Annotated in this window: 16 protein-coding genes and 1 pseudogene; 13 read left to right on the forward strand and 4 right to left on the reverse strand. The window is 74.5% G+C overall.

What is annotated here, in order from left to right; genetic code table 11:
• Positions 1-144 precede the first annotated feature (144 nt).
• The 3 genes from ACZ5OX_RS32895 (at position 145) to ACZ5OX_RS32905 (ending at position 2,273) form a co-directional block, all read left to right on the forward strand.
• Entirely contained in the window at positions 145-696 is a 552-nt protein-coding gene (locus ACZ5OX_RS32895; RefSeq protein ID WP_465635119.1) for a TetR/AcrR family transcriptional regulator, read from the forward strand.
• Between the two features lie 124 nt (positions 697-820).
• The gene (locus ACZ5OX_RS32900; RefSeq protein WP_465635121.1) at positions 821-1,519 is read left to right on the forward strand and encodes a ribonuclease HII; all 699 of its coding nucleotides are present in this window, start codon (positions 821-823) and stop codon (positions 1,517-1,519) included.
• A 100-nt stretch (positions 1,520-1,619) separates the two neighbouring features.
• Entirely contained in the window at positions 1,620-2,273 is a 654-nt protein-coding gene (locus tag ACZ5OX_RS32905; protein ID WP_465635123.1) for a hypothetical protein, read from the forward strand.
• 353 nt (positions 2,274-2,626) lie between these two features.
• Here ACZ5OX_RS32905 and ACZ5OX_RS32910 read toward each other — a convergent pair.
• Together ACZ5OX_RS32910 and ACZ5OX_RS32915 are read right to left on the reverse strand one after the other, a co-directional pair.
• Positions 2,627-3,184: pseudogene (locus ACZ5OX_RS32910) on the reverse strand (hypothetical protein); the annotation flags it as partial.
• A 375-nt stretch (positions 3,185-3,559) separates the two neighbouring features.
• The gene (locus ACZ5OX_RS32915; RefSeq protein ID WP_465635125.1) at positions 3,560-5,755 is read right to left on the reverse strand and encodes a RecQ family ATP-dependent DNA helicase; all 2,196 of its coding nucleotides are present in this window, start codon (positions 5,753-5,755) and stop codon (positions 3,560-3,562) included.
• Between the two features lie 228 nt (positions 5,756-5,983).
• Between ACZ5OX_RS32915 and ACZ5OX_RS32920 the strand changes: the two genes are divergently transcribed.
• Positions 5,984-7,537: a DUF4192 domain-containing protein gene (locus ACZ5OX_RS32920; RefSeq protein ID WP_465635126.1), complete on the forward strand. Its 1,554-nt coding sequence runs from the start codon at positions 5,984-5,986 to the stop codon at positions 7,535-7,537.
• A 34-nt stretch (positions 7,538-7,571) separates the two neighbouring features.
• On the opposite strand, the gene ACZ5OX_RS32925 is transcribed toward ACZ5OX_RS32920, so the two are convergent.
• Positions 7,572-8,885 (reverse strand): alpha/beta fold hydrolase, encoded by a 1,314-nt coding sequence (locus ACZ5OX_RS32925; protein ID WP_465635128.1) that lies wholly within the window; start codon positions 8,883-8,885, stop codon positions 7,572-7,574.
• 756 nt (positions 8,886-9,641) lie between these two features.
• Between ACZ5OX_RS32925 and ACZ5OX_RS32930 the strand changes: the two genes are divergently transcribed.
• From ACZ5OX_RS32930 to ACZ5OX_RS32965, 8 genes are all read left to right on the forward strand, one after another.
• Positions 9,642-11,768, forward strand: coding sequence for an amylo-alpha-1,6-glucosidase (locus ACZ5OX_RS32930; protein WP_465635185.1), 2,127 nt, complete (start codon positions 9,642-9,644; stop codon positions 11,766-11,768).
• A gap of 191 nt (positions 11,769-11,959) precedes the next feature.
• Entirely contained in the window at positions 11,960-12,718 is a 759-nt protein-coding gene (locus tag ACZ5OX_RS32935; RefSeq protein ID WP_359912725.1) for an NUDIX hydrolase, read from the forward strand.
• Between the two features lie 145 nt (positions 12,719-12,863).
• On the forward strand, positions 12,864-13,145 hold the full coding sequence (locus tag ACZ5OX_RS32940) for a hypothetical protein (RefSeq protein ID WP_465635131.1): 282 nt from the start codon (positions 12,864-12,866) through the stop codon (positions 13,143-13,145).
• Between the two features lie 314 nt (positions 13,146-13,459).
• Positions 13,460-15,070, forward strand: a complete 1,611-nt coding sequence (locus ACZ5OX_RS32945; RefSeq protein ID WP_465635132.1) for an ATP-binding cassette domain-containing protein — start codon at positions 13,460-13,462, stop codon at positions 15,068-15,070.
• 3 nt (positions 15,071-15,073) lie between these two features.
• A complete protein-coding gene (locus ACZ5OX_RS32950; RefSeq protein WP_465635134.1) occupies positions 15,074-15,979 on the forward strand; it encodes a hypothetical protein in 906 nt (301 codons plus the stop codon).
• A 165-nt stretch (positions 15,980-16,144) separates the two neighbouring features.
• Complete coding sequence (locus ACZ5OX_RS32955; protein ID WP_449791110.1) at positions 16,145-17,077, forward strand: FadR/GntR family transcriptional regulator; 933 nt, start codon at positions 16,145-16,147, stop codon at positions 17,075-17,077.
• A 593-nt stretch (positions 17,078-17,670) separates the two neighbouring features.
• Positions 17,671-19,320 carry an RNA polymerase sigma factor gene (locus ACZ5OX_RS32960; protein ID WP_465635137.1) on the forward strand — a complete coding sequence of 550 codons (1,650 nt, stop codon included), beginning with the start codon at positions 17,671-17,673 and terminating at the stop codon, positions 19,318-19,320.
• 319 nt (positions 19,321-19,639) lie between these two features.
• The gene (locus ACZ5OX_RS32965) at positions 19,640-20,440 is read left to right on the forward strand and encodes a S1 family peptidase (protein WP_465635187.1); all 801 of its coding nucleotides are present in this window, start codon (positions 19,640-19,642) and stop codon (positions 20,438-20,440) included.
• 265 nt (positions 20,441-20,705) lie between these two features.
• On the opposite strand, the gene ACZ5OX_RS32970 is transcribed toward ACZ5OX_RS32965, so the two are convergent.
• Positions 20,706-20,936, reverse strand: a complete 231-nt coding sequence (locus ACZ5OX_RS32970; protein WP_465635139.1) for a DUF7455 domain-containing protein — start codon at positions 20,934-20,936, stop codon at positions 20,706-20,708.
• Between the two features lie 539 nt (positions 20,937-21,475).
• Between ACZ5OX_RS32970 and ACZ5OX_RS32975 the strand changes: the two genes are divergently transcribed.
• Complete coding sequence (locus tag ACZ5OX_RS32975) at positions 21,476-23,587, forward strand: DNA gyrase/topoisomerase IV subunit B (protein WP_465635141.1); 2,112 nt, start codon at positions 21,476-21,478, stop codon at positions 23,585-23,587.
• Positions 23,588-23,697: the final 110 nt, after the last annotated feature.

Genomic DNA, 23,697 nt, shown 5'->3' on the forward strand with positions numbered 1-23,697 from the left:
GCGTCGTCCGGGGAGACGGCGGCCGGGGCGGGCGCAGGATCCGATGCCGGGACAGGCTCGGGGTCGGGTGCCGCACCGGCCTTCTGTCCGGTGCGGGTCGCCCACCAGGCACTGACGCGACCGGCCCGGCGCCGGGGGAAGGAGTTGGAGAACGCGATCTTCGAGGCCGCGCTCGACCAGCTCACCTCCGGTGGATACGCGCGGCTGACCATGGAAGGCGTCGCCGGCGCGGCGCGGACCGGGAAGGCCGCGCTCTACCGACGCTGGGCGTCCAAGGACGAACTCGTCATCGACGCCCTGGACGCCACTCTCCCACGGCCCTACGACACCCCCGACCTCGGGTCCGCCCGTGACGAACTCCGCGAGCTCGTCGCGGGGTTCACGCAGGCGATGACCTCCCGGGTGGGCGCCGCGCTCAACGCGCTGATGGGCGAGATCGACCACGAGCGGGCCGAGGTCTTCAAGGCCTTCGTCAACGACCGGGTCATCGAGCCGACAGCGCGGACCATCTTGGAGATCCTGCGCCGCGGGGCCGAGCGCGGCGACGTCCGGCCCGGCGCGGCCACCCCGCTGGTGGCGGACGTCATCCCGGCGATGCTGCTCTACCAGGTCAAGATCCGCGGGCTGGAGAGCATGGGGCCGGGAATCGCCGACCGGCTGGTGGACGAGGTGCTGGAGCCGATGATCCGGGTCTGAGTCGGCCGTGGGGTCCGGGTCGGCTGCGGGGTCCGGGTCGGCCACGGTTGGGCTCGGGGAGGCGGATTCGGCGGTCGCGGGCCGGGCTTAGGCTGGAGGCTGCCCCCGCTGAACGGATTACGCCATGCCCATCGTCCCCCCGACGCACTCCGTCGAACGCTCGCTGCGCCGGGCCGGCGCCAAGATCGTCGTCGGTCTCGACGAAGTCGGGCGCGGGGCCTGGGCCGGGCCGGTCACGGTGGGCGCGGCCGTCACCGGCCTGCGCAAGGCGCCGGAGGGGCTGACCGACTCCAAGTTGCTCACCGAACTGCGCCGGCGCGCCCTCGCCCCCGTCCTCGCCGACTGGGTCACCGCGTACGCGCTCGGGCAGGCCTCCCCGCAGGAGTGCGACGAACTCGGGATGACGGCGGCGCTGCGGCTGGCCGCCGTCCGCGCGCTGGAGGCGCTGCCGGTCGAACCCGATGCGGTGATCCTGGACGGCAAGCACGACTACCTCGGCGGTCCCTGGCGGGTGCGCACGGTGATCAAGGGCGACCAGTCCTGCATCTGCGTCTCCGCGGCCTCGGTGCTCGCCAAGGTCCACCGCGACGGCCTGATGGCCGAACTGGGCGAGGGGTGCCCGGACTACGGCTTCGCGGACAACGCCGGCTACCCGTCCCCGGTGCACCGCGCCGCACTGGAGGAGTTCGGCCCCACCGAGCACCACCGACTCTCCTGGGCCTACTTGGACGCACTGCCGAAGTGGCGTCACCTCAAGCGCGTTCGGGAAGGTGTGGGCGACGCTCAGGGGTCCGCCGACGAACAGTTGACGCTCGGTTTCTGACGTTCCGTCTGGAATTGCCTGGGGGAGGGCGGCGGGAGGGCGGTGCCCAATGGGTGGGGCGCCCGTGCGCGTCCGACCGGCATTTGATAGATATCCGGGTATGCCTGTCTTCCCCGAGGAGTCGGAGATTCACGAGAGCCTCCCGAACCCCGGCGTTCCCTTCCCACGCGAGTCGGACGCACAAGCCCCCGCCACCGCATCCACCACCGTCGCCGCCCCGGCTCCGGTGCCCGGCCCCCGTTCGGCGCCCCCGCGCCCGGTTCCGCCGCGTGCCGCCCGTCCGGGCCCGCCGCAACTGATCCCCAAGCCCGGGCCGGCACCGCGCCGCCCCGCCCCCGCCGCACCGCAGGTGGAGGTCCAGCGGATCGCCGCCACCCCGGCGCAGGCGGTGGAGCGCGCCGATGACGCGGTCGACCTGCTGCTGGAGTCCGGGCGCAACCCGGGCGACATCCTGGTGCTGACGATCGGCGAGGCACACCCCTGGCAGCAGCACGAACTCTCCTTTGGCGAGGAGCGCTACTGGGCGCAGCTCGTGGAGGGCGGGGACGTGTTCTACGCGGACGCCGCGCTGACCCGCCCGGTCCGCCGCGAGGTGGTCGTCCTGGTGGCCAACGGCGGACCGTCCGCCCGTGCCGCCGAGGCGTACACCAAGGCGCTCGGCCACGCGGCCGCGCTGCTGGTGGTCTGCGGCGACGCCGGCCCGGCAGCCGTGGGTACGGCCGGAGCCGCGCCCGGCCGCCCGGTCAAGGCCTGACCGCAGTCGTCCACTTCGGGCCCGGTGCCGCCGTACGGTGCCGGGCCCGAAGTCCGTCCCACGGCGCTCGGTGGTCGGTCGCCGGCGGTCCGCAGCCGGTGGTCGGCAGCCGGTCGGCGGACCGGTAGTCGGCAACTGGTGCTCCGTGGCCGACGGTTGGAGGCCCGGCGAGTTCGGCAATCCCTGCGGAGTCAGCGCGTACCGGTGCGACGGGTCGGTTCGGCCGCAGCGACCCGCCCCGTGGCCCACGGGGGCTCGGACTGCGGGGAGCGTGCCGCGTCCTCGCCGCGCTTGGCCTGGTCGGCCGCCGACTGGAGGGTGCGCTGGCCGCGTGGGGCGTCCAGCACCGAACGCGGGGGCAGCTCCGTCACGGTGTGCACCGGCCCGTCGGCCCACGAGCCCGCATGCGGCTTGCGTCCGCCCCGCCCGTCCCCGAGGACCTGCCAGCCCGCCGGGGTGAGGCCGATGTACGCGCCGCAGCGCAGCCCGTGGAGCACGGACGAGTCCCGCAGCGCCCACATCCAGGCGCCGTCCTGTTCCGTCCAGCCGGGCGCGCCGTCGCGGCAGCGCAGCAGCACGGCCGTCCGGGTCGGCTCGGGCAGCCGCAGGTCGTGCGGGATGATCCGGCGCAGGTGCGTCAGCAGCGCGTTCCGGTGCTGCCAGCCGTCGGTGTCGTGCGCCCAGGGGGTGAACGAGGCCGAGGCGACGAGGCGGTGGAGCGCGTCCAGGACGGCGATCACGACGGTACCGGGCTGTGGCAGGTGGCGCTGGTGCAGTTCCAGGACGAACTCGCGGGGGTCGCGCAGCAACGGGATCCCCGAGGCGGTCCACGCCTCCAGGTCCAGCACCCGTCTGGGTGTCGGGCTCCCGGAGAAGGGATTCTGACCTCGGTCGATACCGTTGATCACGATCCTCCTTCCTGGCCCGGGGGCAGGCGGGTGCCTGGGTACGCCGAACGGCGGATCCAGCGGACCGGGTTTCGGGTACCTCCCAATTCTCGGGGCATCGGGGGCAGAGCGGCAACGATGAAATGATGAACGCCACCCAATAGCCCATGGTCTGTCGGATATGTTCCACAGTCGACCGAGCGCCCCGGAGCTGCCGCCAGGCCTTGATCCACAACGCCCGGAGGGCAGCGTGAACCGTCATGGGCATGTGATCGCTCCTTTCTCGGGCCGTTCGGCCGGTGTGATCGAAATCGCTTCGCCTGATCCTTTCTGTTAGGCCATTCGGGTGAGGAAGGGTTCCCGGGCCGGAGGGCCCCGCGGCGGCTTTCCGCCGCCCCGTCACCCCTGCACGGCCAGCACCAGCGGCAGCACCGCGCTCGCCCCCGCTCGGCGCAGCAGCCGGGCGGCCACGGTCACCGTCCAGCCCGAGTCGACGAGGTCGTCCACCAGCAGCACCGGCCCGCCGGCGGCCGCCACCGCCTGCTCCACCTCCGGCGGCAGGACCAGCGCGCCGGCCAGTGAGTGCAGCCGCTGGGCGCTGTTGCTGCGGGCGCCGTGCGGGGGCAGCCCGCCGGCGTACTCGATCCGGCCGAGCAGCGGCAGCCGCCCGATCTCGGCGATCCGCGCGCCCAGGCTGCCGACCAGTCGGGGCCTGGCCGAGGAGGCCATCGTCACCACGCCGACCGGCCGCTCCAGCCGGGCGCCCTCCGTCGTCGCGGGCCCGGCCCAGCCGCCCGGACCGCGGGCCCAGTCGGCGAGCACCGCCACCAGGGCGTCCACCGCCTCGCCGGGCACCGGAACGTCCGGCGCCTGGTCGGCGAGCAGGGTGCGCAGCCGGTTGCCCCAGCCGATGTCGGACAGCCGGCCGAGCGCCCGGCCCGTCTCCGCCTGCTCGCCCACCGGGATCCGGCCCTTGAGCGGCACCCCGAGCGCGTCCATCCCGGTGGGCCAGAGTCGGCGCGGCTCGAAGCTCACGCCCGGCCGGCCGAGCGCGGCCCGGGCGGCCCCCAGCGTCTCGGCGGAGACGTCCGGGGTGTGCAGCGGCCCCGCGCAGTTGTCGCACCGGCCGCAGGGCGCGGCCTGCTCGTCGTCCAGCTGGCGGCGCAGGAACTCCATCCGGCAGTCGGTGCCGGCCGCATAGTCGCGCATCGCCCGCTGTTCCGCCTCCCGGGAGGCGGCGACCTTGGCGTAACGGGCGGTGTCGTACTCCCAGCTCTGGCCGGTGGCCGTCCAGCCGCCCTTGACCCGGCGGACGGCGCCGTCCACGTCGAGCACCTTGAGCATGGTCTCCAGCCGGGCCCGGCGCAGGTCCACCCGGGGCTCCAGGGCGGCGGTGGAGAGCGGCCGGCCGGCCTCGGCGAGCGCGTCGATGGTGCGGCGCACCTGCTCCTCGGGCGGGAAGGCCAGCGAGGCGAAGTAGCGCCAGATCGCCTCGTCCTCCCGCCCGGGCAGCAGGAGCACCTCGGCCCGGTCCACCCCGCGCCCGGCCCGGCCGACCTGCTGGTAGTAGGCGATCGGTGAGCTGGGCGAGCCGAGGTGCACCACGAAGCCGAGGTCGGGCTTGTCGAAGCCCATGCCGAGCGCGGAGGTGGCGACCAGCGCCTTGACCCGGTTGGCCAGCAGGTCGGCCTCGGCGGTGCGGCGCTCGGCGTCCTCGGTGCGGCCGGAGTAGGAGGCCACCGGGAAGCCGCGCTCGCGCAGGAAGGCCGTCACCTCCTCGGCGGCGGCCACCGTCAGGGTGTAGACGATGCCCGAGCCGGGGAGCCGGTCGAGGTGGTCGGCCAGCCAGGCGAGGCGGTGCGCCGGGTCGGGAAGGGAGAGCACGCCGAGGGTGAGGCTCTCCCGGTCGAGCGGCCCGCGGAGCACTAGGGCGTGCTCGTCGGTGGCGCCGGTGCCGAGCTGCTCGGCGACGTCGGCGGTGACCCGGGCGTTGGCGGTGGCGGTGGTGGCCAGCACCGGGACACCGGGCGGCAGGTCCGCGAGCATGGTGCGCAGCCGTCGGTAGTCGGGGCGGAAGTCGTGCCCCCAGTCCGAGATGCAGTGGGCCTCGTCGACCACCAGCAGGCCGGTGGAGGCGGCGAGCTCGGGCAGCACCTGGTCACGGAAGTCCGGGTTGTTCAGCCGTTCGGGGCTGACCAGCAGGATGTCGACCTTCCCGGTGGCGACCTCCTCCTGGATCGCGGCCCACTCGTCGGTGTTGGCCGAGTTGATGGTGCGGGCGTGGATGCCGGCCCGGCCGGCGGACTCGACCTGGTTGCGCATCAGGGCGAGCAGTGGCGAGACGATCACCGTCGGCCCGGCGCCGCGGGCCCGGAGCAGGGCGGTGGCGATGAAGTAGACCGCGGACTTCCCCCAACCGGTGCGCTGGACGACCAGGGCACGGCGGCGGTCGACCACGAGGGCCTCGATGGCCGTCCACTGGTCCTCGCGCAGGGTGGCTCCGGGGCCGGCGAGCTCGCGCAGGACGGCCTCGGCCCGCGCCCGGACCTCGGCGCGGTCGGCGGTGGCGGTGGTGTGGATGTCGGGCTGCTGCATGGCGTCCATGTAACCCCGTACCGCCGACAAGCGACGAATGCGGGGGAGGAGAGGCCGGGGAAGGCGGGGTGTATTTCATCCGCTGGTCGGCTGAACGGAAGTCAAAATCCACTCTCGGGAGGGCGTGTCGCCTGCTCCGAATGAGTGAAGGGAAATTCGGGGGCGGGGTTATCCACAGAAAAAAGTCGGGTCCGGCATCTTTCGCGCATTGCGTCCACTCTTGCGGCCATGAACGCGATGAACAACGAACACGTCATTCTGTCCCTCGGCCCGGCCTCCGACCACCGGCCGGTCGTCATGCGCGGTCCGGCCGACATGGCCGAGCTGCTTCCCTACTTCCTGGGCTTCTACCCCGACGACAGCATCGTCGCGGTGGGGCTTCACGGCCCCGGCCTGCACCAGGGCGGGGTGATCCGGGCGGACCTGCCGCGCTCGCCCGAGCAGTGGCCGGCCGCGGCGGAGGAGACGGCCGCCCTGCTGATCGCCCTCTCCGAGCGGCACGGGGCCCGGCCGCTCCAGGTGCTGCTCTACCTCTGCCAGGATCGCGGCGCCGCGCACGCTCCGCCGGTGGTGGACGGGCTGCGGCCGCTGGCGGATGCGCTCCGAGCGGCCTTCGGACGTCGGGGCGTGGCCGTCAAGGAGTCGCTGTGCGTCTCGGACGGTCGCTGGTGGTCCTTCCTCTGCCGCGGTGACGGGTGCTGCGACGCGGCGGGCAATCCGGTGCGGCGCAGCCCCGAGCCCGGTCCGGCGGCCGCCGCCGCGACGGTCGCCGGGCTGGTGCCGCGTGGCAGCCGGAAGGCGATCATCGGCGGGCTGGCCCCGATCGGTCCGCCGGAGGCCGAGGTCCAGCGGAAGGCGTTCGCCCGGGTCGAGGCCGTGGACGCCCTCGCCAGGGAGCAGCGCATCGCCCTGCTCGACCAGGCAGTCGCCGAGTTCCGGGCCGGAGCCCGGGAGCTGGACGCGGAGCGGACGGCCCAGCTGCTGCTCGCCCTGCGCGACCGCCTGGTGCGGGACCGCGGCGTCGAGTACGCCCGGCCCGCCGAGCTGGCCCCGGCGGAGCGGCTCTGGCGCTTCCTCGCCCGGCGGGCCGTGGCGCCGTACGAGGGCTGTGCGGTGGCTCCGCTGACGTTGCTGGCCTGGACGTCCTGGGTCGCCGGGGACACGGCGACGGCCAGGGTCGTGCTCGGCCACGTCCTGGGGCTCGCCCCGGGCTACCTGCTGGCCGATCTGCTGTACGAGTCGCTCAACGACGGCATGACGCCCCAGGGCCTGCTGGCCGCCGTCGAGGCGCAGCGGCGCCGGCGCGAGGATCCAGGTCCGCAGGCCCCGGCCGACGGACCGAGGCCTCCGGCGGGCGGAGTTCCCGGCGCCGAGGGTGCGCCGTGCCGTGACGAAGCGGGCTCCGGGCCCGCTGCCCCGGGGTCGGGTGGTGTCCCCGAGGCGCGGACCGGGCGGTCCGCCGGCGGTCGGCGGCACCGGCGGGGCGGTCGGCGGAAGGGCTCGTCCACGGTGCCGGCGCCGGCGGCCGATCCGGGCCCGGGCGCCCCGTCCGGCCCCGAAGGCCCGGAGTCGGCGGGCGGCGGAGCCGGGGCGGCGGTGGGCCTGCTGTCGGCGCCCGGGCGTGCCGCGGCGCCCCGGCACGCCCGGGCGTGCGGGGAGCGGTCCACCCGGGGCCTGCGACTCGGCCGGGCCGCGGCCTGCGCGCCGGCCGCGGCCCGCACCGGCCTCCACCGCTGCCGGGGTGTCCGACGGGCGGCGAGAGGAGGCCACCATGCGCACTGAGCCGCTCCGCGCCGCGGCGCCGGCCCGAGGGCCGCTACGCCTCGCCCTGCGCCATCCTGATCAGGCGGTCCAGCACCTTGCCGCCGCTCACCCGAAGGCCGTCGTGCTCCCACTCGTTGGTGATCCAGGTCCGCAGGCCGCGCACCGCGCGGGCGGTCTCCAACGAGTCGGCGGTGTCCACGTACATGTCGTCGTGGTACACCGCCGCCACGACCGGCACGGTGTTGGCGGCCAGCCGCGCCCGGTCGTACAGGTCGGGCCAGTCCGTGCGGGCGGCGAGCAGGTCCGCGGTCTCCTTCAGCGGGCGCAGCGCCGGGTCGGTGTCGAACATCCAGGGGTAGATCATCTCCCCGGTGAACAGCACCGGCGCGTCGGACTCCAGCGCGGACCGGGCGTCGAACCGCGGGAACTCCTTGCGGACCCGCTCGGCCGCCCAGGCGGTGCCGCCCTGGTCCACCGACCGCTGGCCGTAGATCGACTCGTGCAGCACCGCGTACAGCGGGCCGCCCGCGAAGGAGAGCTGGGCCTGGGCGCCGGCCAGGAAGGTGTCGGAGAGCTCGGGCCCGGCGGCGCCCTCCACCCAGGCCTCCTCCAGCAGGTAGTGGAGCGTGCCGGAGCCGCTGCCGCCGCCGAGCAGCATGCCGAGCGCCTGGAACGCCTCGACGGTGAGCAGCCCGCCGTCCGGCAGGGTCGCGGGGGAGTCGGCGAGGTGGGCCGCGATCCGGCGCACCGCCTGGACGTCCTGGGGGAACCGGGCGTAGTGGTCCTCGTTCTTGCCGACCACCCGCGGGTAGGCGGCGCGGTAGACGTCGTCGGCGGAGCTGCCGAGGCCGGCGAGGCCACCGGTGATGAAGGCCTCGGTCAGCCCCTCGGGGGCGATGGAGAGGTAGGTGAGGGTGCAGAAGCCGCCGAAGCTCTGGCCGAGCACGCTCCAGCGCCGGTCGGCACCGAGCAGCCGCTCGCGGATCAGCTCGGCGTCCCGGACGATCGAGTCCGCGCGGAAGTGGGCCAGGTAGTCCGCCTGCTCCTGCGGGCCGCCGCGCCGGGCGAGGGTCTGCCGGGTCGCGGGGGTGGACCGCCCGGTGCCGCGCTGGTCCAGCAGGAGCACCCGGTAGTCGTCCAGGGCGCGGTCCAACCAGGCGTCCCGGCCGTTCGGGCGCGTGGCCTTGCCACCCGGCCCGCCCTGGAGGAAGACCAGCCAGGGAAGGTCGTCCCGCTCGCGGCCCGCCGCCACCACCTCACGGGCGTACACCTCGATCTGCTCGCCCTGAGGGGCGGCGTGGTCGAGCGGCAGCTGGAAGATGTGGTCGGTCGTGACAATCCCGGGCAGCCGGCTGATGGTGGACATGCAACTCCTCGGTCTCTGCTGGTCACAGCGGTGGCGTCGCGGTTCACGGGGTCACCGGGTGCGGGGGCCGCGACCCCCGCACCGTATCCTGGCGGCGGTCGAGCACCGGTTCGACCGCCCCGTCCGTCCGACCGGACGGCCGACCCCGGCCGAAGCCCGGCCCGAGCAGGTCCGACGGCGGCCTGTACGACGGGTGCCGGCCCCGGGCCCGCGGACGGTGACGTGGTCGCGGCGAGGGCCCCGTGACGTTCCGACGGAGGGGGTACGCCGCCCGGCAGGGCCGCCCCGACCAGCGGCGCAGCAACGGGGCGTGACCTGGTGGCGGTGCGCGGCGTTGACTCCGGTGGCCTGCACCCGGTCCGAGCGGGCCGATCGCCGGGCGGTGCGGGCCCGGCCGCCCGGGCACCGGCAGCCTCGGCCGCCGCGTACGACAGCACGACGGGTCGCCCCGCGGGGCCGGGCGGTCCGGCGGGTCCGGGCCGCGGGGAAGGGCGTCACCGGCGGTCCGGAACGATGGACCTGACGGCGTGCCGGGCACGGTGACGCGCCCCGGAACGAAGGAGCGGCGCGCCGGTACCGGTCCGGTACCGCGCACCGCATGGCACGACCCGACACCGGGTACGGCCAGACACGGCACACCGCCGACGGGACGGCCCCGTCGGCCCGGCACCAACAGCACGTGATCGAGCACGCTAGCGGCCCACCGGCCTGACCCGGCCACCGGACCGCCGAGGGGAGGAGAGTCCGGTGACCGCCATGAGGCCACCACAGGCCATGCCGGCCGAGAGCGTGGTCGGCGCGCCGCCCAGGCCGGTGGGCCGCCCCGACCAGGCCCCGGCGGCCGGGCCCGCGGGCGCACCGGCCGGTCCGGCCCGCCCCGCGGCCCCGCCGCGCCCGCAGCCGCCCGCCGTCCACCACGCGGTGATCTGTGTCAACGCCCCGGCGATGGCTGCCTCCGGCCCCGACGGCCAGCTGCGCGGCCACGGCCTGCACGGCTTCTACCGCAACGGCGTCCGGGCGCTCGCCCGGATGGAGCTGCGGCTGGGCGGCATGGAGCCGCTGCCGCTCCAGGGCACCCTGACCAGCACCGCCCAGGCCCGCTTCCTCGGCGCCGTCCGCCTCCCCGGCGACCTCGACCCGGACCCTGCGCTCACCGTCGAGCGGCTGCGGCACGCGGACGGCGTGGAGACCGTCGTCGTGCGCAACACCGGTCCGCGGCCCGCCCGGCTGCCGCTGGAGATAGCCCTCGGCACCGACCTCGGCCCGGTCGCCGAGATCGCCGCCGGGCACCGTCAGCCCGACCTGCCGGGGCAGGTGCAGTCCGCCGGACTGCGCTGGACGGGCACCGTCCACAGTGCCGTGGTCAGTGCCAAGCCCTCCCCGCACGCCGTCCTGGCCGGCGCCGGCGTGCTCCGTTGGGACCTGGAGGTCCAGCCCGGCGCCCGCTGGTCGGTCGAGCTGCACACCCAGCTGGAGAGCGCCACCGGTGGCCCGCGCCCGCCGGGCGGCCGCGGCACCGGCGTCCCGCTGCCCTGGTCCGAGCCCGAGGTCCGCAGCGACGACACCCGGGCCGCCCCACTGGTCTCACGCTCGCTGGACGCCCTCGGCGGGCTGCTGTTCGCCGACCCGGACCGCCCGACCGACCTGTACCCGGCCTCCGGCGCGCCCTGGCGTTTCGGCCTCGCTCCGGCCGACGCGCTCTGGGCCGCGCGGCTGACCCTGCCGCTCGGCACCCGGCTGGCGGCCGGCACCCTCCGGGCGCTGGCCCGCCGCCAGCAGCTCGCCCCCGCCCCGGGCCGCCCCGAGGGCCTGCTGCCCGGCGCCCTGCGCCACGGTGGTCCCGAGCTGCCGCCCACCTGCACCGCCACCGAGGCCACCCTGCTGTTCGTCACCGTGCTGGCCGAGGCGTGGCGTTGGGGCCTGCCCCCGGCGGAGGTCGCCGAGCTGCTCCCGGCCGCCGAACGGGCCCTGGCCGCCCTGCGCGAGGGCCTGGTCGACGGCTTCGTCGCCGACCTGAGCCGCCCGGTGGAGGAGCGCTCCGCCCAACCGGTCGCCGCCCGCGCCGAGGTCCAGGCGCAGGCCCACCGCGCCGCCCTGCACGGGGCCGAGCTGCTGGAGGCCTTCGGCCGGCCGGGCGCCGAGGACTGGCGAGGCTGGGCCGCCGCGCTGCGCGGGCGCTTCCGCGAGCGGTTCTGGATCGACGACCTGTCCGGCGGCCGCCCCGCGGCCGGCCTGGCCCCGGGCGGTCAGCCGCTGCCCGCCGTCGCCTCCTCCCTCGTGCACCTGCTGGACACCGGGCTCGCCGTCGACGGTGGTCGGCACGACGGCCTGCTGGACCGCGAGCAGACCCGGCTGCTCGCCCAGCGCCTGGCCGCGCCGGAGCTGGACAGCGGCTGGGGCCTGCGCACCCTGAGCGCCAAGTCGCCCCGCTTCAACCCACTGGGTCACCGCGGCGGCGCGGTGCGGGTCCACGAGACGGCACTGGCGGTCGCCGGACTGGCCGAGGCCGGTCACGAGAACGAGGCCGGCACCCTGCTGGAGGGCCTGCTCGCCGCGAGCGCCCACTTCGAGGGGCGGCTGCCGGAGATGTACGCGGGGGAGCAGCGCGTCCTCGGCTGCCCGCCGGTGCCCCACCCGGCCGCCTGCCGCCCGGCAGCGGTCTCCGCGGCCGGTGCCGTGCACGCGGTGTTCGCCCTCGCCGGGGTCCGGCCCGACGTCCCGGGTGGCCGGGTGCTGGTCCGCCCGGCGAGCACCGCACCGCTCGGCGAGCTGGAGCTGACCGGTCTGCGGGTGGCGGGCGAGCCCTTCTCCGTCCGGGTGAGCCGGATCGGCGTGGCGATGGTGGAGGAGGCGTCCGCGGACCTGCAACTCGTCGCCCGCTGAGCTCGTCGCCACCCGACCACGCCCCGGCGTCGGTGACGCTCGGTCACCGACGCCGCGCCCGCCCGCTCCCGGCCCCGCGTGGCGGTGAGCGGCTCGCGCAGGGCCGCGCAGGCCAGGGCGTGGGGCACCGGCCCTCGCGTTCCACACACGGGCCTGTGCTTATCGTCAGAGAGACGACTATGATCGTCGCCATGTCGCGTTACGATCCGTCGGCCTTCCCTCCGTTCGCTGTCACGGTTGACCTGGTGGTGCTGACGGTGCGCGACCACTCGCTCTGCGCCCTGCTCGTCAGACGAGGCGAGCCGCCGTTCCAGGGGTACTGGGCGCTGCCCGGCGGCTTCGTCCGTCCGGACGAGGGCCTGGCCGAGGCCGCCTCCCGCGAGCTGGCCGAAGAGACCGGCCTGCGCGCCCACACCGCCCCCGGCCATGACGCGGTCGGCCCCGGCGCGGCCGGCGCCCACCTGGAGCAGCTCGCCACCTACGGCCACCCGCAGCGCGACCCCCGGATGCGCGTGGTCAGCGTCGCCTACCTGGTGCTCGCTCCCGACCTCCCGACGCCCCGGGCCGGCGGCGACGCCAGCAGCGCCCGCTGGGCCCCGGTCGGCGAGCTCCTCGGCGAGAACCCGGCCGACGGCGTCCCGCTCGCCTTCGACCACGGCCTGATCCTCGCCGACGGCGTGGAGCGCGCCCGCTCCAAGATCGAGTACTCCTCCCTCGCCACCGCCTTCTGTCCGACCGAGTTCACCGTCGGCGAGCTGCGCCGGGTCTACGAGGCCGTCTGGGGCGTGGTGCTGGACCCGCGGAACTTCCACCGCAAGGTCACCGGCACCCCCGGCTTCCTGCTGCCCTCCGGCGGTACGACGACCCGTCAGGGCGGCCGCCCAGCCCAGTTGTTCACCGCCGGTGGTGCCACCGTCCTCAACCCGCCCATGCTCCGTCCGGAGTCCTGAACCCCTGCGGGCCCCGAACCCGGCCCACCGCGGCCCCGGCAGCCGAATGGCCCGGCCGGGCTGCGAACCAGGGGACGACGGCGCAGAGTATCGGTGGACGCTCCGGCCGCCGGGCCGGAGGCCTTCCGGCCCAGGGAGCCCCGCGATGGCCATCGAGGACTGCGCCAACCAGCGGATCCTCATCGAGCGGCTGGCGGCGGACTATCGGAGCCTCGACACGACCACCACCGCCACGGAACGGGAACTGGCCGCGCTGCAGGCCGAGCGCGCGGCGCCCGAGGCGATCGCCGCCGTGCAGGAGCGGCTGGCCGCCGAGCGCGAACGGCTGGGCGAGATCATGGTCGAGGGCCAGGCCGCCGTCGACGAGTTCCACGCGGTGTGCGGCGACGAGCAGCTCCCGCCCCTGCCCTGGCCCGACACGCTATAGGGACGTCCCTCGCGGGTACGGCGTTCCGCCCGGCCTCAGGCGCCACAGCCGTCGAAGCAGCACAGCCGGCGAAGCACCGCAGACAGCTCCGCGTCGGAGTCCTCCGGAACGAACCGGCCGCCGCCCGTGAATCGCAGGATCGGATTGTCCCCTGATCGGGTGAGGCGGGCAGTCGGTGGGCCCGTGCCGTTCCCGTAATGCCCGGAATAGCCGTCGCCGCCCCCTAATGTGCTGGCGCGGAGCCGAGCGGGTGCATGCCCGTCAGGGGCGCTCCGCGTCGAGCAGGTCGGCCGACGGCATGGGAGCAGCCAGCGATGATCCAGATCACCGGACTGACCAAGGTCTATTGCAAGGGTGCTCCGCCCGCGGTGCTCGATCTGACCTTCGACGCCCGGCCCGGCACGGTGACGGCGCTGCTCGGTGCCGAGGGAGCGGGCAAGTCCACCGCGCTGCGGCTGATGCTCGAACTCGAACCCGGCCAGGGGGTCACGCTCTTCGATGGCCGCCCCTACCGGCGGCTGCGCCACCCGGAGCGCGAGGTCGGGGTGCTGCTGCCCGGCACCGGGGACGCCGCGGTGGCCGGGCACCCGGGCCGCAGGGCGCGCAGCCACCTGCGGATGCTCGCCGCGGCCGTCGGCGTCCCGGTTCGGCGGGCCGACGAACTGCTGGAACAGACCCGGCTGGCCACCGTTGCCGGGCAGCGGCTGCGCAGCTTCTCGCCCGGCATGCACCGCCGTCTGGCCCTGGCCGCCGCCCTGCTCGGCGACCCCGGCGCGCTGCTGTTGGACGAGCCCGCCGAGGGCCTGTCGCCGCGCAACGTCGAGTGGTTCCACTCCTTCCTGCGCTCCTTCGGTGACGCGGGCGGCACCGTCCTGGTGACCACCCGCACCCCGCAGGAGGCCTCGCAGATCGCCGACCGGGTGGTCACCCTGGACCGCGGCCGCCTGGTCGCCGACCAGCCGGTCGCGGAGTTCCGGCGGACCAGGATCAACCCCGAAGTGGCCGTCCGGGGGCCGCAGATGGCGCGGCTGGCCGACCTGTTGGTCAGCCAGGGCGCGGAGGTCCGGCGGGACGGCAACGTGGGTCTCGCGGTGGCCGGCATCGACCGCACCGAGATCGGCGAACTCGCCTACCGTCACGGGATTCTGCTGCACGAGCTGGCCGACCGGGTGGTCGAGCAGCCGGCGCCGCGGATCGTCCTGCCGACCGGCTCGGGCGGCTCCGGCCGTCCCCGCCTCGATCCGGAACCCGGGGCCGGGCCGAGCGGCCCGGAGCGCACCACCGAACCGGCCGCCGCGTCAGCCCCGACCGAAGCGGTGCCGCCCCCGGCCGAACCCACGGCGACCCCGGTCCCGGTCGCACCGGCCGTCGCCACCGAAGCCGCGCCGGCCACTGCCCCTGCCACCTCTGCCCCTGCCGCCCCCGCCCCCGCGGCCGAGGGCACCACCGACCCGAGGCGCAGCGCCCCACACCGCCTCCTGCAGGACGGCTCGCTGCCCACTCGCGCCCTGCCCGCCGCGGCCGTCGCCGCTCTCCCCGCCGCCGCGCTCCCTGCCCTCGGCTCGGCCGCCCGTCGCCCGGAGCCCGGAGGCCGTCGCCCGGAGTCGACCGCGAAGACCGGGCCCGACGCCGCTGCCGAACCCGCCCCCACCGTGGCCGTCGACCGGCTCTTCCGCGACGACCCGGTCCCGGCCCTGCCCCAGGCGCCCATCCGGGTCCGGCCTCTGGGCTGCCGGGAGAGCACCGAGGACCTGCTCGCCGACGACACCGTCCGCCTCCGCCACCCCGCCTCGGGCTCCCCCGCGGTCCGGGCCTCCACCGCCCAGCCCACGGCCCCCGCCGTTCCTGCCACCCCCGCCCAGCCCCGCAAGACGCCCGCCACCCCCGCGGCCCCTGCCACCCCCGACGACCACCGGAGCGAGTGAACCGTGCATGTCCTGGCCTACGAGCTGCGCCGCCTGCGCGGCCTGCCTTCCACCTGGGTGCTGCTCGCCGCCGTGCTGCTCGGCGACGCCGTCCTGGCCGCCGTACTGGCGAGCCGGACCCCGGACGGGCCGTTGGGGGCCGCGGCCGGGGTGCGGCTGCTGACCGCCGCCCTCCCGCTGGTCCCGCTGCCCTTCGCGGCGCTTGGCGCAGGCGTGCTGGGCGCGCTCTCGTACGGGCACGAGGTGCGCCACCCGGGGCTGCCGGCCTCCCACGTGTCGTACCCGCGCCGGGTCCGGCTGCTGCTGGCCAAGCTGCTGGTGATCGGCCCGGTGGCGGCGCTGCTGGCGCTGGCCACCCTGTTGCTCGACACGGTGGTCGTGCACGTCGCGCTGCCGGACGGCGTCGCCGTGGCGGCCTGGGCGGACCCGGCCGCGCTGTCGGGCCGGGTGGCCGAGGCGCTGAACGGCGCCGGGCTGTCCGGGCTGTCCGACCTGCCGGGCGTGTTCGCCCCGCTCGGACTGGTGGCCGGTCAGGGGGTGCCCGCCACGCTGCTGGCCTTCGTCCTGCTCATCGTGGCGGCGGGCTGGACCGGGCTGTTGACCGCCTCGCTGACCCGCAGCGCCGCGGCCGGGGTACTGCTGCTGTGCGCCCTGCCACCGCTGCTGGAGTCCGGCGTTGCGCTGCTGCTGCGTCACACCGGAAGGCCGTGGCCGATCCGGGCGGCCGAGCTGCTGCCGTTCCAGTCCGGGATCGAGTCGGCCTACGCCTGGGTGTACGGCGGTGCGCACGGGGCGGTGGCCGGGAGCGTGGCGCTGACCGATCCGGTGCTGCTCGCCGCGGTCGTGGCCCCCGCGGTGCTCCTGCTGATCGCCGCCCTGCTGGTCCAGGCCCGCCGCCGCGCCCTGTAGCGCCCCACCGCGTGGAGCCGCCCGTGCGGGGCCCGGCCGGGCCGTGCGGCTGCCCGGCGGAAACCGTCCTGCCCGGGTCTTCCAAGATCGACCAGCAGTGACCGCAATGCGCGTTTCTTCCTGATAAGAAGTCAATTATCCAGTCACGGTCGATCACCCTTTCGTGTGCTTTTCACGAGAATTCTCAAGCCACGCCTGCCGATCGCCGACAAAGGAGGCGTGAGTACCCTTGCGCACCCCACCATGACCCCCGCCCGTTCCGCCGAAGGGCCGATCCACGGCCCCGGCGACCTGGACCGCTTCTCGTACGCCGACCGGCCGACTCCGCCGGCGCCCCGCTGGGAGGGCGCCGAGTCCGACATCGCCCGGGTCGGTCGCAAGACCACCAGCAGTCGCGGTCGCGGTCTGCACGGCCAGCTGGTCCAGCAGCTCGGCCAGATGATCGTCTCCGGCGACCTCGGCGCCGACCGCCCGCTGGTGCCCGAGGAGATCGGCCAGCGCTTCGAGGTCTCCAGGACCGTCGTCCGCGAGTCGCTGCGCGTGCTGGAGGCCAAGGGCCTGGTCAGCGCCCGGCCGAACGTCGGCACCCGGGTCCGCCCGGTCGGCGACTGGAACCTGTTGGACCCGGACATCATCGAGTGGCGCGCCTTCGGACCGCAGCGGGACGAGCAGCGCCGGGAGCTGTTCGAGCTCCGCTGGGCGATCGAGCCGCTGGCCGCCCGGCTCGCCGCCGGCCACGGCCGCGAGGACGTCCAGCAGCGCCTGGTCGAGCTGGTCGAGATCATGGGTCACGCCGCCTCCCAGGCCGACCTCTCCACCTACACCCGGGCCGACGCCGAGCTGCACGGCCTGATCCTCCAGCTGGCCGGAAACCGGATGCTGGAGCACCTGTCCGGGATCGTCGCCTGCGCGCTGCAGGTCTCCGGCGGCCCGGCGATCTCCTGCGAGCGGCCCTCCGAGTCCTCGGTCGGCCTGCACGCCCGGCTGGTGGACGCGCTGGGCGCCGGCGACGGCACCGCGGGCGAGGCCGCGATGAGGGCGCTGCTCACCGTGCATCCCGAGATCGAGCCGTCCGTCCCCGCGCCCAGGGAGCACTGAACGGGCTGTTCTCCACGAGCGGAGGCGCCGGATGGCGGCGGCCCGCTCCCGCCAGGGCCCTCCGACCGCACCGCGCGGCGCAGCCGGAGGGCCTCCGCATGCCGTCGCCCCCCGCCTGCCCGCCTGCCCGCCTGCCCGCCTGCCCGCCTGCCCGCCGCCCGGTGCCGGTGCCGGAGCCGGAGCCGGGATCGAGGCCGAGGAGCCCTTCGGGGCGTACCGCCGAAAGGCGGGCCCGGGAAAGCCGCCGGTGAGAGGCGGGCCGATTTTCGGGCCTGTCCATGACAATGGTTCGCTCCGCGAGTGCGCGATGATGGAAGCGGCCCCCGGTCGCGGGCGCCGGATGGTGTGACCCGCGACACGAAGGCCATGCGTAACACTTGACGAGTAGCAGCGATGTGTCCTGAGCGGAAGCAGCTCCGGAATACTCCAACATGTCAGAATGCTGTGTTGGTCCGCGGCGCTGCTGCCGTCCTGCAAACCCAGTCCTCAAGCCCGAGTCGGTCGGAATCGACACCGCGCGTCCGGCGCGCGATCTCCTTCCCCGCCCGCTCGGGCGGCCGGTACGGGTTCGAGTCCACTCATCGTCCGAGAGGTTGTTCGTGTCGGCCAGCACATCCCGTTCGCTTCCCCCCGAGATCGCCGAGTCCGCGGCTCTGCTGGCGCTCATCGAGCGGGGCAAGGCCCAGGGGCAGATCGCCGGTGACGACGTGCGCCAGGCGTTCGAGGCGGACCAGATCCCGGTCACCAAGTGGAAGAACGTCATGCGCAGCCTCAATCAGGTGCTGATTGAGGAGGGCGTGGACCTCATGGTCAGCGCGGCCGAACCGGCCGGCGCCAAGCGCAAGAGCGTTGCCGCCAAGAGCCCCACCAAGCGCACCGCCACCAAGGCTGTCACCACCCGGACCCCGGCCGCCCCGTCGGCCCCGACCAAGCCGCCGGTGCGGATCGCCCCCGGCGCCCCCGTCGCGGCTCCGGCCGTCGCCGCCGCCGCGGCCCCGGCTCCCACCGTCTCCGCCGAGATCACCGCCGAGGCGACGACCGGCGTCGTCACCGAGGTGAAGTCGGCCGCGAAGAAGGCCGCCCCGGCCAAGAAGGCCGCGGCCAAGAAGACCGCCGCGCCCGCCAAGAAGACCGCCGCCAAGAAGACGGCCGCCGGCAAGGGCGCCAAGGGCGACGAGGAGCTGCTCGGCGAGGAGGAGCTGCTCGAGGACGTCGCTCTGCCCGGCGACAAGGCCGAGGCCGAGGGCACCGGTCCGGAGGAGGAGTCGGAGGGCTTCGTCCTCTCCGACGACGACGAGGACGACGCGCCGGCCCAGCAGGTCGCCGTCGCCGGCGCCACCGCCGACCCGGTCAAGGACTACCTGAAGCAGATCGGCAAGGTCCCGCTGCTCAACGCCGAGCAGGAGGTCGAGCTCGCCAAGCGCATCGAGGCCGGCCTGTTCGCCGAGGACAAGCTCTCGGCCGCCGACAAGCTCGCCCCGAAGCTCAAGCGCGAGCTGGAGATCATCGCCGAGGACGGCCGCCGGGCCAAGAACCACCTGCTGGAGGCCAACCTCCGCCTGGTGGTCTCGCTGGCCAAGCGCTACACCGGTCGCGGCATGCTCTTCCTGGACCTGATCCAGGAGGGCAACCTCGGTCTGATCCGTGCGGTCGAGAAGTTCGACTACACCAAGGGCTACAAGTTCTCGACCTACGCCACCTGGTGGATCCGCCAGGCGATCACCCGCGCCATGGCCGACCAGGCCCGCACCATCCGCATCCCGGTGCACATGGTCGAGGTCATCAACAAGCTGGCCCGCGTCCAGCGCCAGATGCTCCAGGACCTGGGCCGCGAGCCCACCCCGGAGGAGCTGGCCAAGGAACTCGACATGACCCCCGAGAAGGTCATCGAGGTCCAGAAGTACGGTCGCGAGCCGATCTCCCTGCACACTCCGCTGGGCGAGGACGGCGACAGCGAGTTCGGTGACCTGATCGAGGACTCCGAGGCGGTCGTCCCGGCCGACGCGGTCTCGTTCACCCTGCTCCAGGAGCAGCTGCACTCGGTGCTGGACACCCTGTCCGAGCGCGAGGCGGGCGTGGTCTCGATGCGCTTCGGCCTCACCGACGGCCAGCCGAAGACGCTGGACGAGATCGGCAAGGTGTACGGGGTCACCCGTGAGCGCATCCGCCAGATCGAGTCGAAGACCATGTCGAAGCTGCGCCACCCGTCGCGCTCCCAGGTGCTGCGCGACTACCTGGACTGATCGACGGCAGTCGTTCCACACCGTTCCGCACGAAGGCCCGGAGCCGCACGGCTCCGGGCCTTCGTGGCTGCCCGGGCCGGGTGCGTCAGCGTCCGGGTGGTGGTTGTCCCTCGTCCGGGTGGCCGGGCGGCGGGAAGCGGTCGCACCGTGTAGCCGGTCACCTACGCTGTGCCGGTTGCCTGCTTCCGAGCCCCCTGGAGTCACGGTGCCGACCGAGCCGGACCGCACTGACCTGCCGACGCCCACCCCGTTCCCGGCCGACCTCGCCGACCGGGCCGATCCGGCCGCAGTCCGGGCGGGCCGCCGCCGCAGGGCCGCCGTGCTGGCGCTGATCGCCGCGGTGACCGTACCGCTGGTCGCCGTCGGCACCGCGGCGCCGGCCGAGGCGCAGCGCCGGGTGGTCGGCGGGACCGCGGCGAGCACCGCGGACCACCCGTGGATCGTGGCGCTGTCCAGTCGCCAGCAGTTCGGCGGCGGCCGTTCCGGCCAGTTCTGCGGGGGCGCGCTGGTCACCCCGACCAAGGTGGTGACGGCCGCGCACTGCTTCTACGACGAGGCCAGGGGTCGGGTCGAGCGGCCGGGCCTCAAGGTGATCGTCGGCCGGGACGACATGCGGAGCACGGCCGGCCGCGAGGTGGCGGTGCGGTCGGTCTGGATCCATCCCGACTACTCCTTCGCCGCCAACATGAACGACGTCGCGGTGCTCACCCTCGCCGAGTCCCAGGGCGCCCGGCCGGTGGTCGGACTGGTCGGCCAGGGCGAGACGGCACCGTACGCGGCCGGGACCACGACGCAGGTGTACGGCTGGGGCGACACCACGGGGCGGGGCGACTACTCGCCCACGCTGCGTGGGGTGTCCGTGCCGATCGTGCCGGACCGCACCTGCGCGCAGGCCTACCCGGGAGGGCCGGACGGAAAGTTCGACGCCCGGAGCATGGTCTGCGCGAGCGAGGAGCGGGGCGGCAAGGACGCCTGCCAGGGCGACAGCGGCGGCCCGATGATCGTCGACGGTCGGCTGGTCGGCCTGGTGTCCTGGGGGACGGGCTGCGCCGAGGCGGCTCACCCCGGCGTCTACACCAGGGTGTCCTCGGTCGCGGACGCGGTGCACGCGGTCCTGTGACCGCCCGCGGACGCGGTGTCGTGTCCGGCGCCATGACCATCGCAGTGGGTGAGCGGCCGATCACCTGCCGGCGCCGGAATCTGACGCCGCGTCGGCTTCACCGCCCGTGCGAGCCGGGCCGTCGGTGGGCCCGGGAAGGCGGCGCGCCGGGTACAGCAGAGCCGGGCGGTCGGCCCCCGAAGGGGTCGGCCGCCCGGCTCACCGGTCGCGCGCGGTGCGCGACCGGACACAGCACGACGCCGGCTGCTGGTTTTGGCGCCCGGGATCAGCGCTCTTCGTCTGCGGCCGTGGCGACGGTCGTGGTCAGACGGCCACTCTCGTCCTGTATCTCCACGGCGATCTTCTTGAGCTCGGGCTCGAACTTCCGGCCGTGGTGGGCGCAGAAGAGCAGCTCTCCGCCGCTGGCGAGTACGACGCGCAGGTAGGCCTGGGCGCCGCAGCGGTCGCAGCGGTCAGCCGCGGTGAGCGGGCTCGCAGGGGTCAGAACAGTAGTCACGTCGCCTCTTCTCTAGCTCGACGAGCTGTCGTACCAGGGTCAACATCCAACCAGGCCGAAAACGTTCCCGCTCGTGGCTTTTCTTCTCTGAGGATTCTGCTGTGTTGATGAGGACGTGCCCCGGGCGTCGGTGGTTCATGCGTGCCGAAATCCCGGGATCCGCCCGCCGCTCGAACGCCCGATCGGGATCGGGTGCGGCGTCCGCGTAGCATAATCCTCTGCCGGGTTGGAGCATAAGCCCCGCCCCGGGCCCCGGTAGCCTGCATAACGGCAGTTCCGGAGCCTGCACCGGGCCCCACGATCCGCCAGGACCGGTGGTACCGGGAGGAGATGGCGCCCCCGGGGCCCGCGCCCGGGTGCGGTGCTTGTTCGCGCAGCGCGTACAAGCTGCGCGGGGCCGGCCCGTCGTGCTGCGCACCCGGTGCAGGGGATCGGGCACGCAGGGCGACGGGTGTCGGTGCGGCGTGCTGCACTGGCGTTTGGTCCGGATGCGTCCGGATGTGACCGATGAGACAGAACTTCACCGAGGAGAGTGCCGCGTGAGTGCCGAAACGACCGTGCCGTCCGCGCTGCTGGCCGGCGACGACGGTTCCAACTACACCGCGCGGCACCTGCTCGTCCTGGAGGGCCTGGAGGCGGTCCGCAAGCGCCCGGGCATGTACATCGGCTCGACCGACAGCCGCGGCCTGATGCACTGCCTCTGGGAGATCATCGACAACTCCGTCGACGAGGCGCTCGGCGGCTACTGCGACCGCATCGACGTCGTGCTGCACCCCGACTCCTCGGTCGAGGTCCGGGACAACGGGCGCGGCATCCCGGTCGACGTCGAGCCCAAGACCGGGCTGTCCGGCGTCGAGGTCGTGATGACCAAGCTGCACGCCGGCGGCAAGTTCGGCGGCGGCTCCTACGCGGCCTCCGGCGGTCTGCACGGTGTCGGCGCCTCGGTCGTCAACGCGCTCTCCGCCCGCCTCGACGTCGAGGTCGACCGCGGCGGGCACACCCACGCGATCAGCTTCCGCCGCGGCACTCCCGGCATCTTCACCGAGACCAGCCCGGACGCGCCCTTCGAGCCCGGCAACGGCCTGACCAAGGCCCGCAAGGTGCCCAAGACCCGCACCGGCACCCGGATCCGCTACTGGGCCGACCGGCAGATCTTCCTCAAGGACGCCAAGCTCTCCCTGGAGACGCTGCACAGCCGCGCCCGGCAGACCGCCTTCCTGGTCCCCGGGCTGACCATCGTGGTGCGTGACGAGCGCCTCACCGAGAGCGAGCAGATCGAGGAGTCGGTCTTCCGCTACGACGGCGGCATCGCCGAGTTCTGCGAGTTCCTGGCCCCCGACAAGCCGGTCTGCGACGTGCTGCGGCTGCGTGGCGAGGGCACCTTCAAGGAGACCGTGCCGGTCCTGGACGACCTCGGCCACATGACCCCCACCGAGGTCACCCGCACCCTCGGCGTGGACATCGCGCTGCGCTGGGGCGCCGGTTACGACACCACCCTGCGCTCCTTCGTCAACATCATCGCCACCCCCAAGGGCGGCACCCACGTCACCGGTTTCGAGCGCTCGCTGGCCAAGACGGTCAACGAGGCGCTGCGCGCGAGCAAGCTGCTGCGCGTGGCCGAGGACGACATCACCAAGGACGACGCCACCGAGGGCCTCACCGCGGTGGTCACCGTCCGGCTCGCCGAGCCGCAGTTCGAGGGCCAGACCAAGGAGGTGCTCGGCACCTCGGCGGCCAACCGGATCGTCGCCGCCGTCGTCGCCAAGGAGCTCAAGGCCTTCCTCACCTCGGCCAAGAAGGACCAGAAGCTCCAGGCCAGGGCCGTGCTGGACAAGGTCGTCGCGGCCGCCCGCACCCGGGTCGCCGCCCGGCAGCACAAGGAGGCCCAGCGCCGGAAGACCGCGCTGGAGACCAGCTCGCTGCCCGCCAAGCTGGCCGACTGCCGCAGCGACGACGTCGACCGCAGCGAACTGTTCATCGTCGAGGGGGACTCCGCGCTCGGCACCGCCAAGCTCGCCCGCAACTCCGAGTTCCAGGCGCTGCTGCCGATCCGCGGCAAGATCCTCAACGTCCAGAAGGCCTCGGTGAGCGACATGCTCAAGAACGCCGAGTGCGCCGCGATCATCCAGGTGATAGGGGCCGGTTCGGGCCGCACCTTCGACATCGACCAGGCCCGCTACGGCCGGGTCATCTTCATGGCCGACGCCGACGTCGACGGCTCGCACATCCGCACTCTGCTGCTCACCCTCTTCCACCGCTACATGCGGCCGATGGTCGAGCAGGGCCGGGTCTTCGCCGCCGTGCCGCCGCTGCACCGGATCGAGCTCACCAACCCCAAGCGCGGCCAGGAGAAGTACCACTACACCTACTCCGACTCCGAACTGCGCTCCACGCTGCTGGAGTTCCAGCGCAAGGGGCAGCGCTGGAAGGAGCCGGTGCAGCGCTACAAGGGTCTGGGCGAGATGGACGCCGACCAGCTGGCCGAGACCACCATGGACCCGCGCCACCGCACGCTGCGCCGGATCAACCTGGGCGACCTGGAGCAGGCCGAGAGGATCTTCGACCTGCTGATGGGCAACGACGTCGCCCCGCGCAAGGAGTTCATCGTGGACTCGGCGGCCACCCTGGACCGCTCGCGCATCGACGCCTGACACGGGCGGGCGTCCCGCGCGCCCCGCACGTCCCGTACGGCCGGGCCTCCACCCGTGGGTGGAGGCCCGGCCGTTCGCGTTCCACCCTGGGTCCACCCCGGCTCCGATCA

The organism is Kitasatospora sp. NPDC032121, from assembly GCF_055580145.1.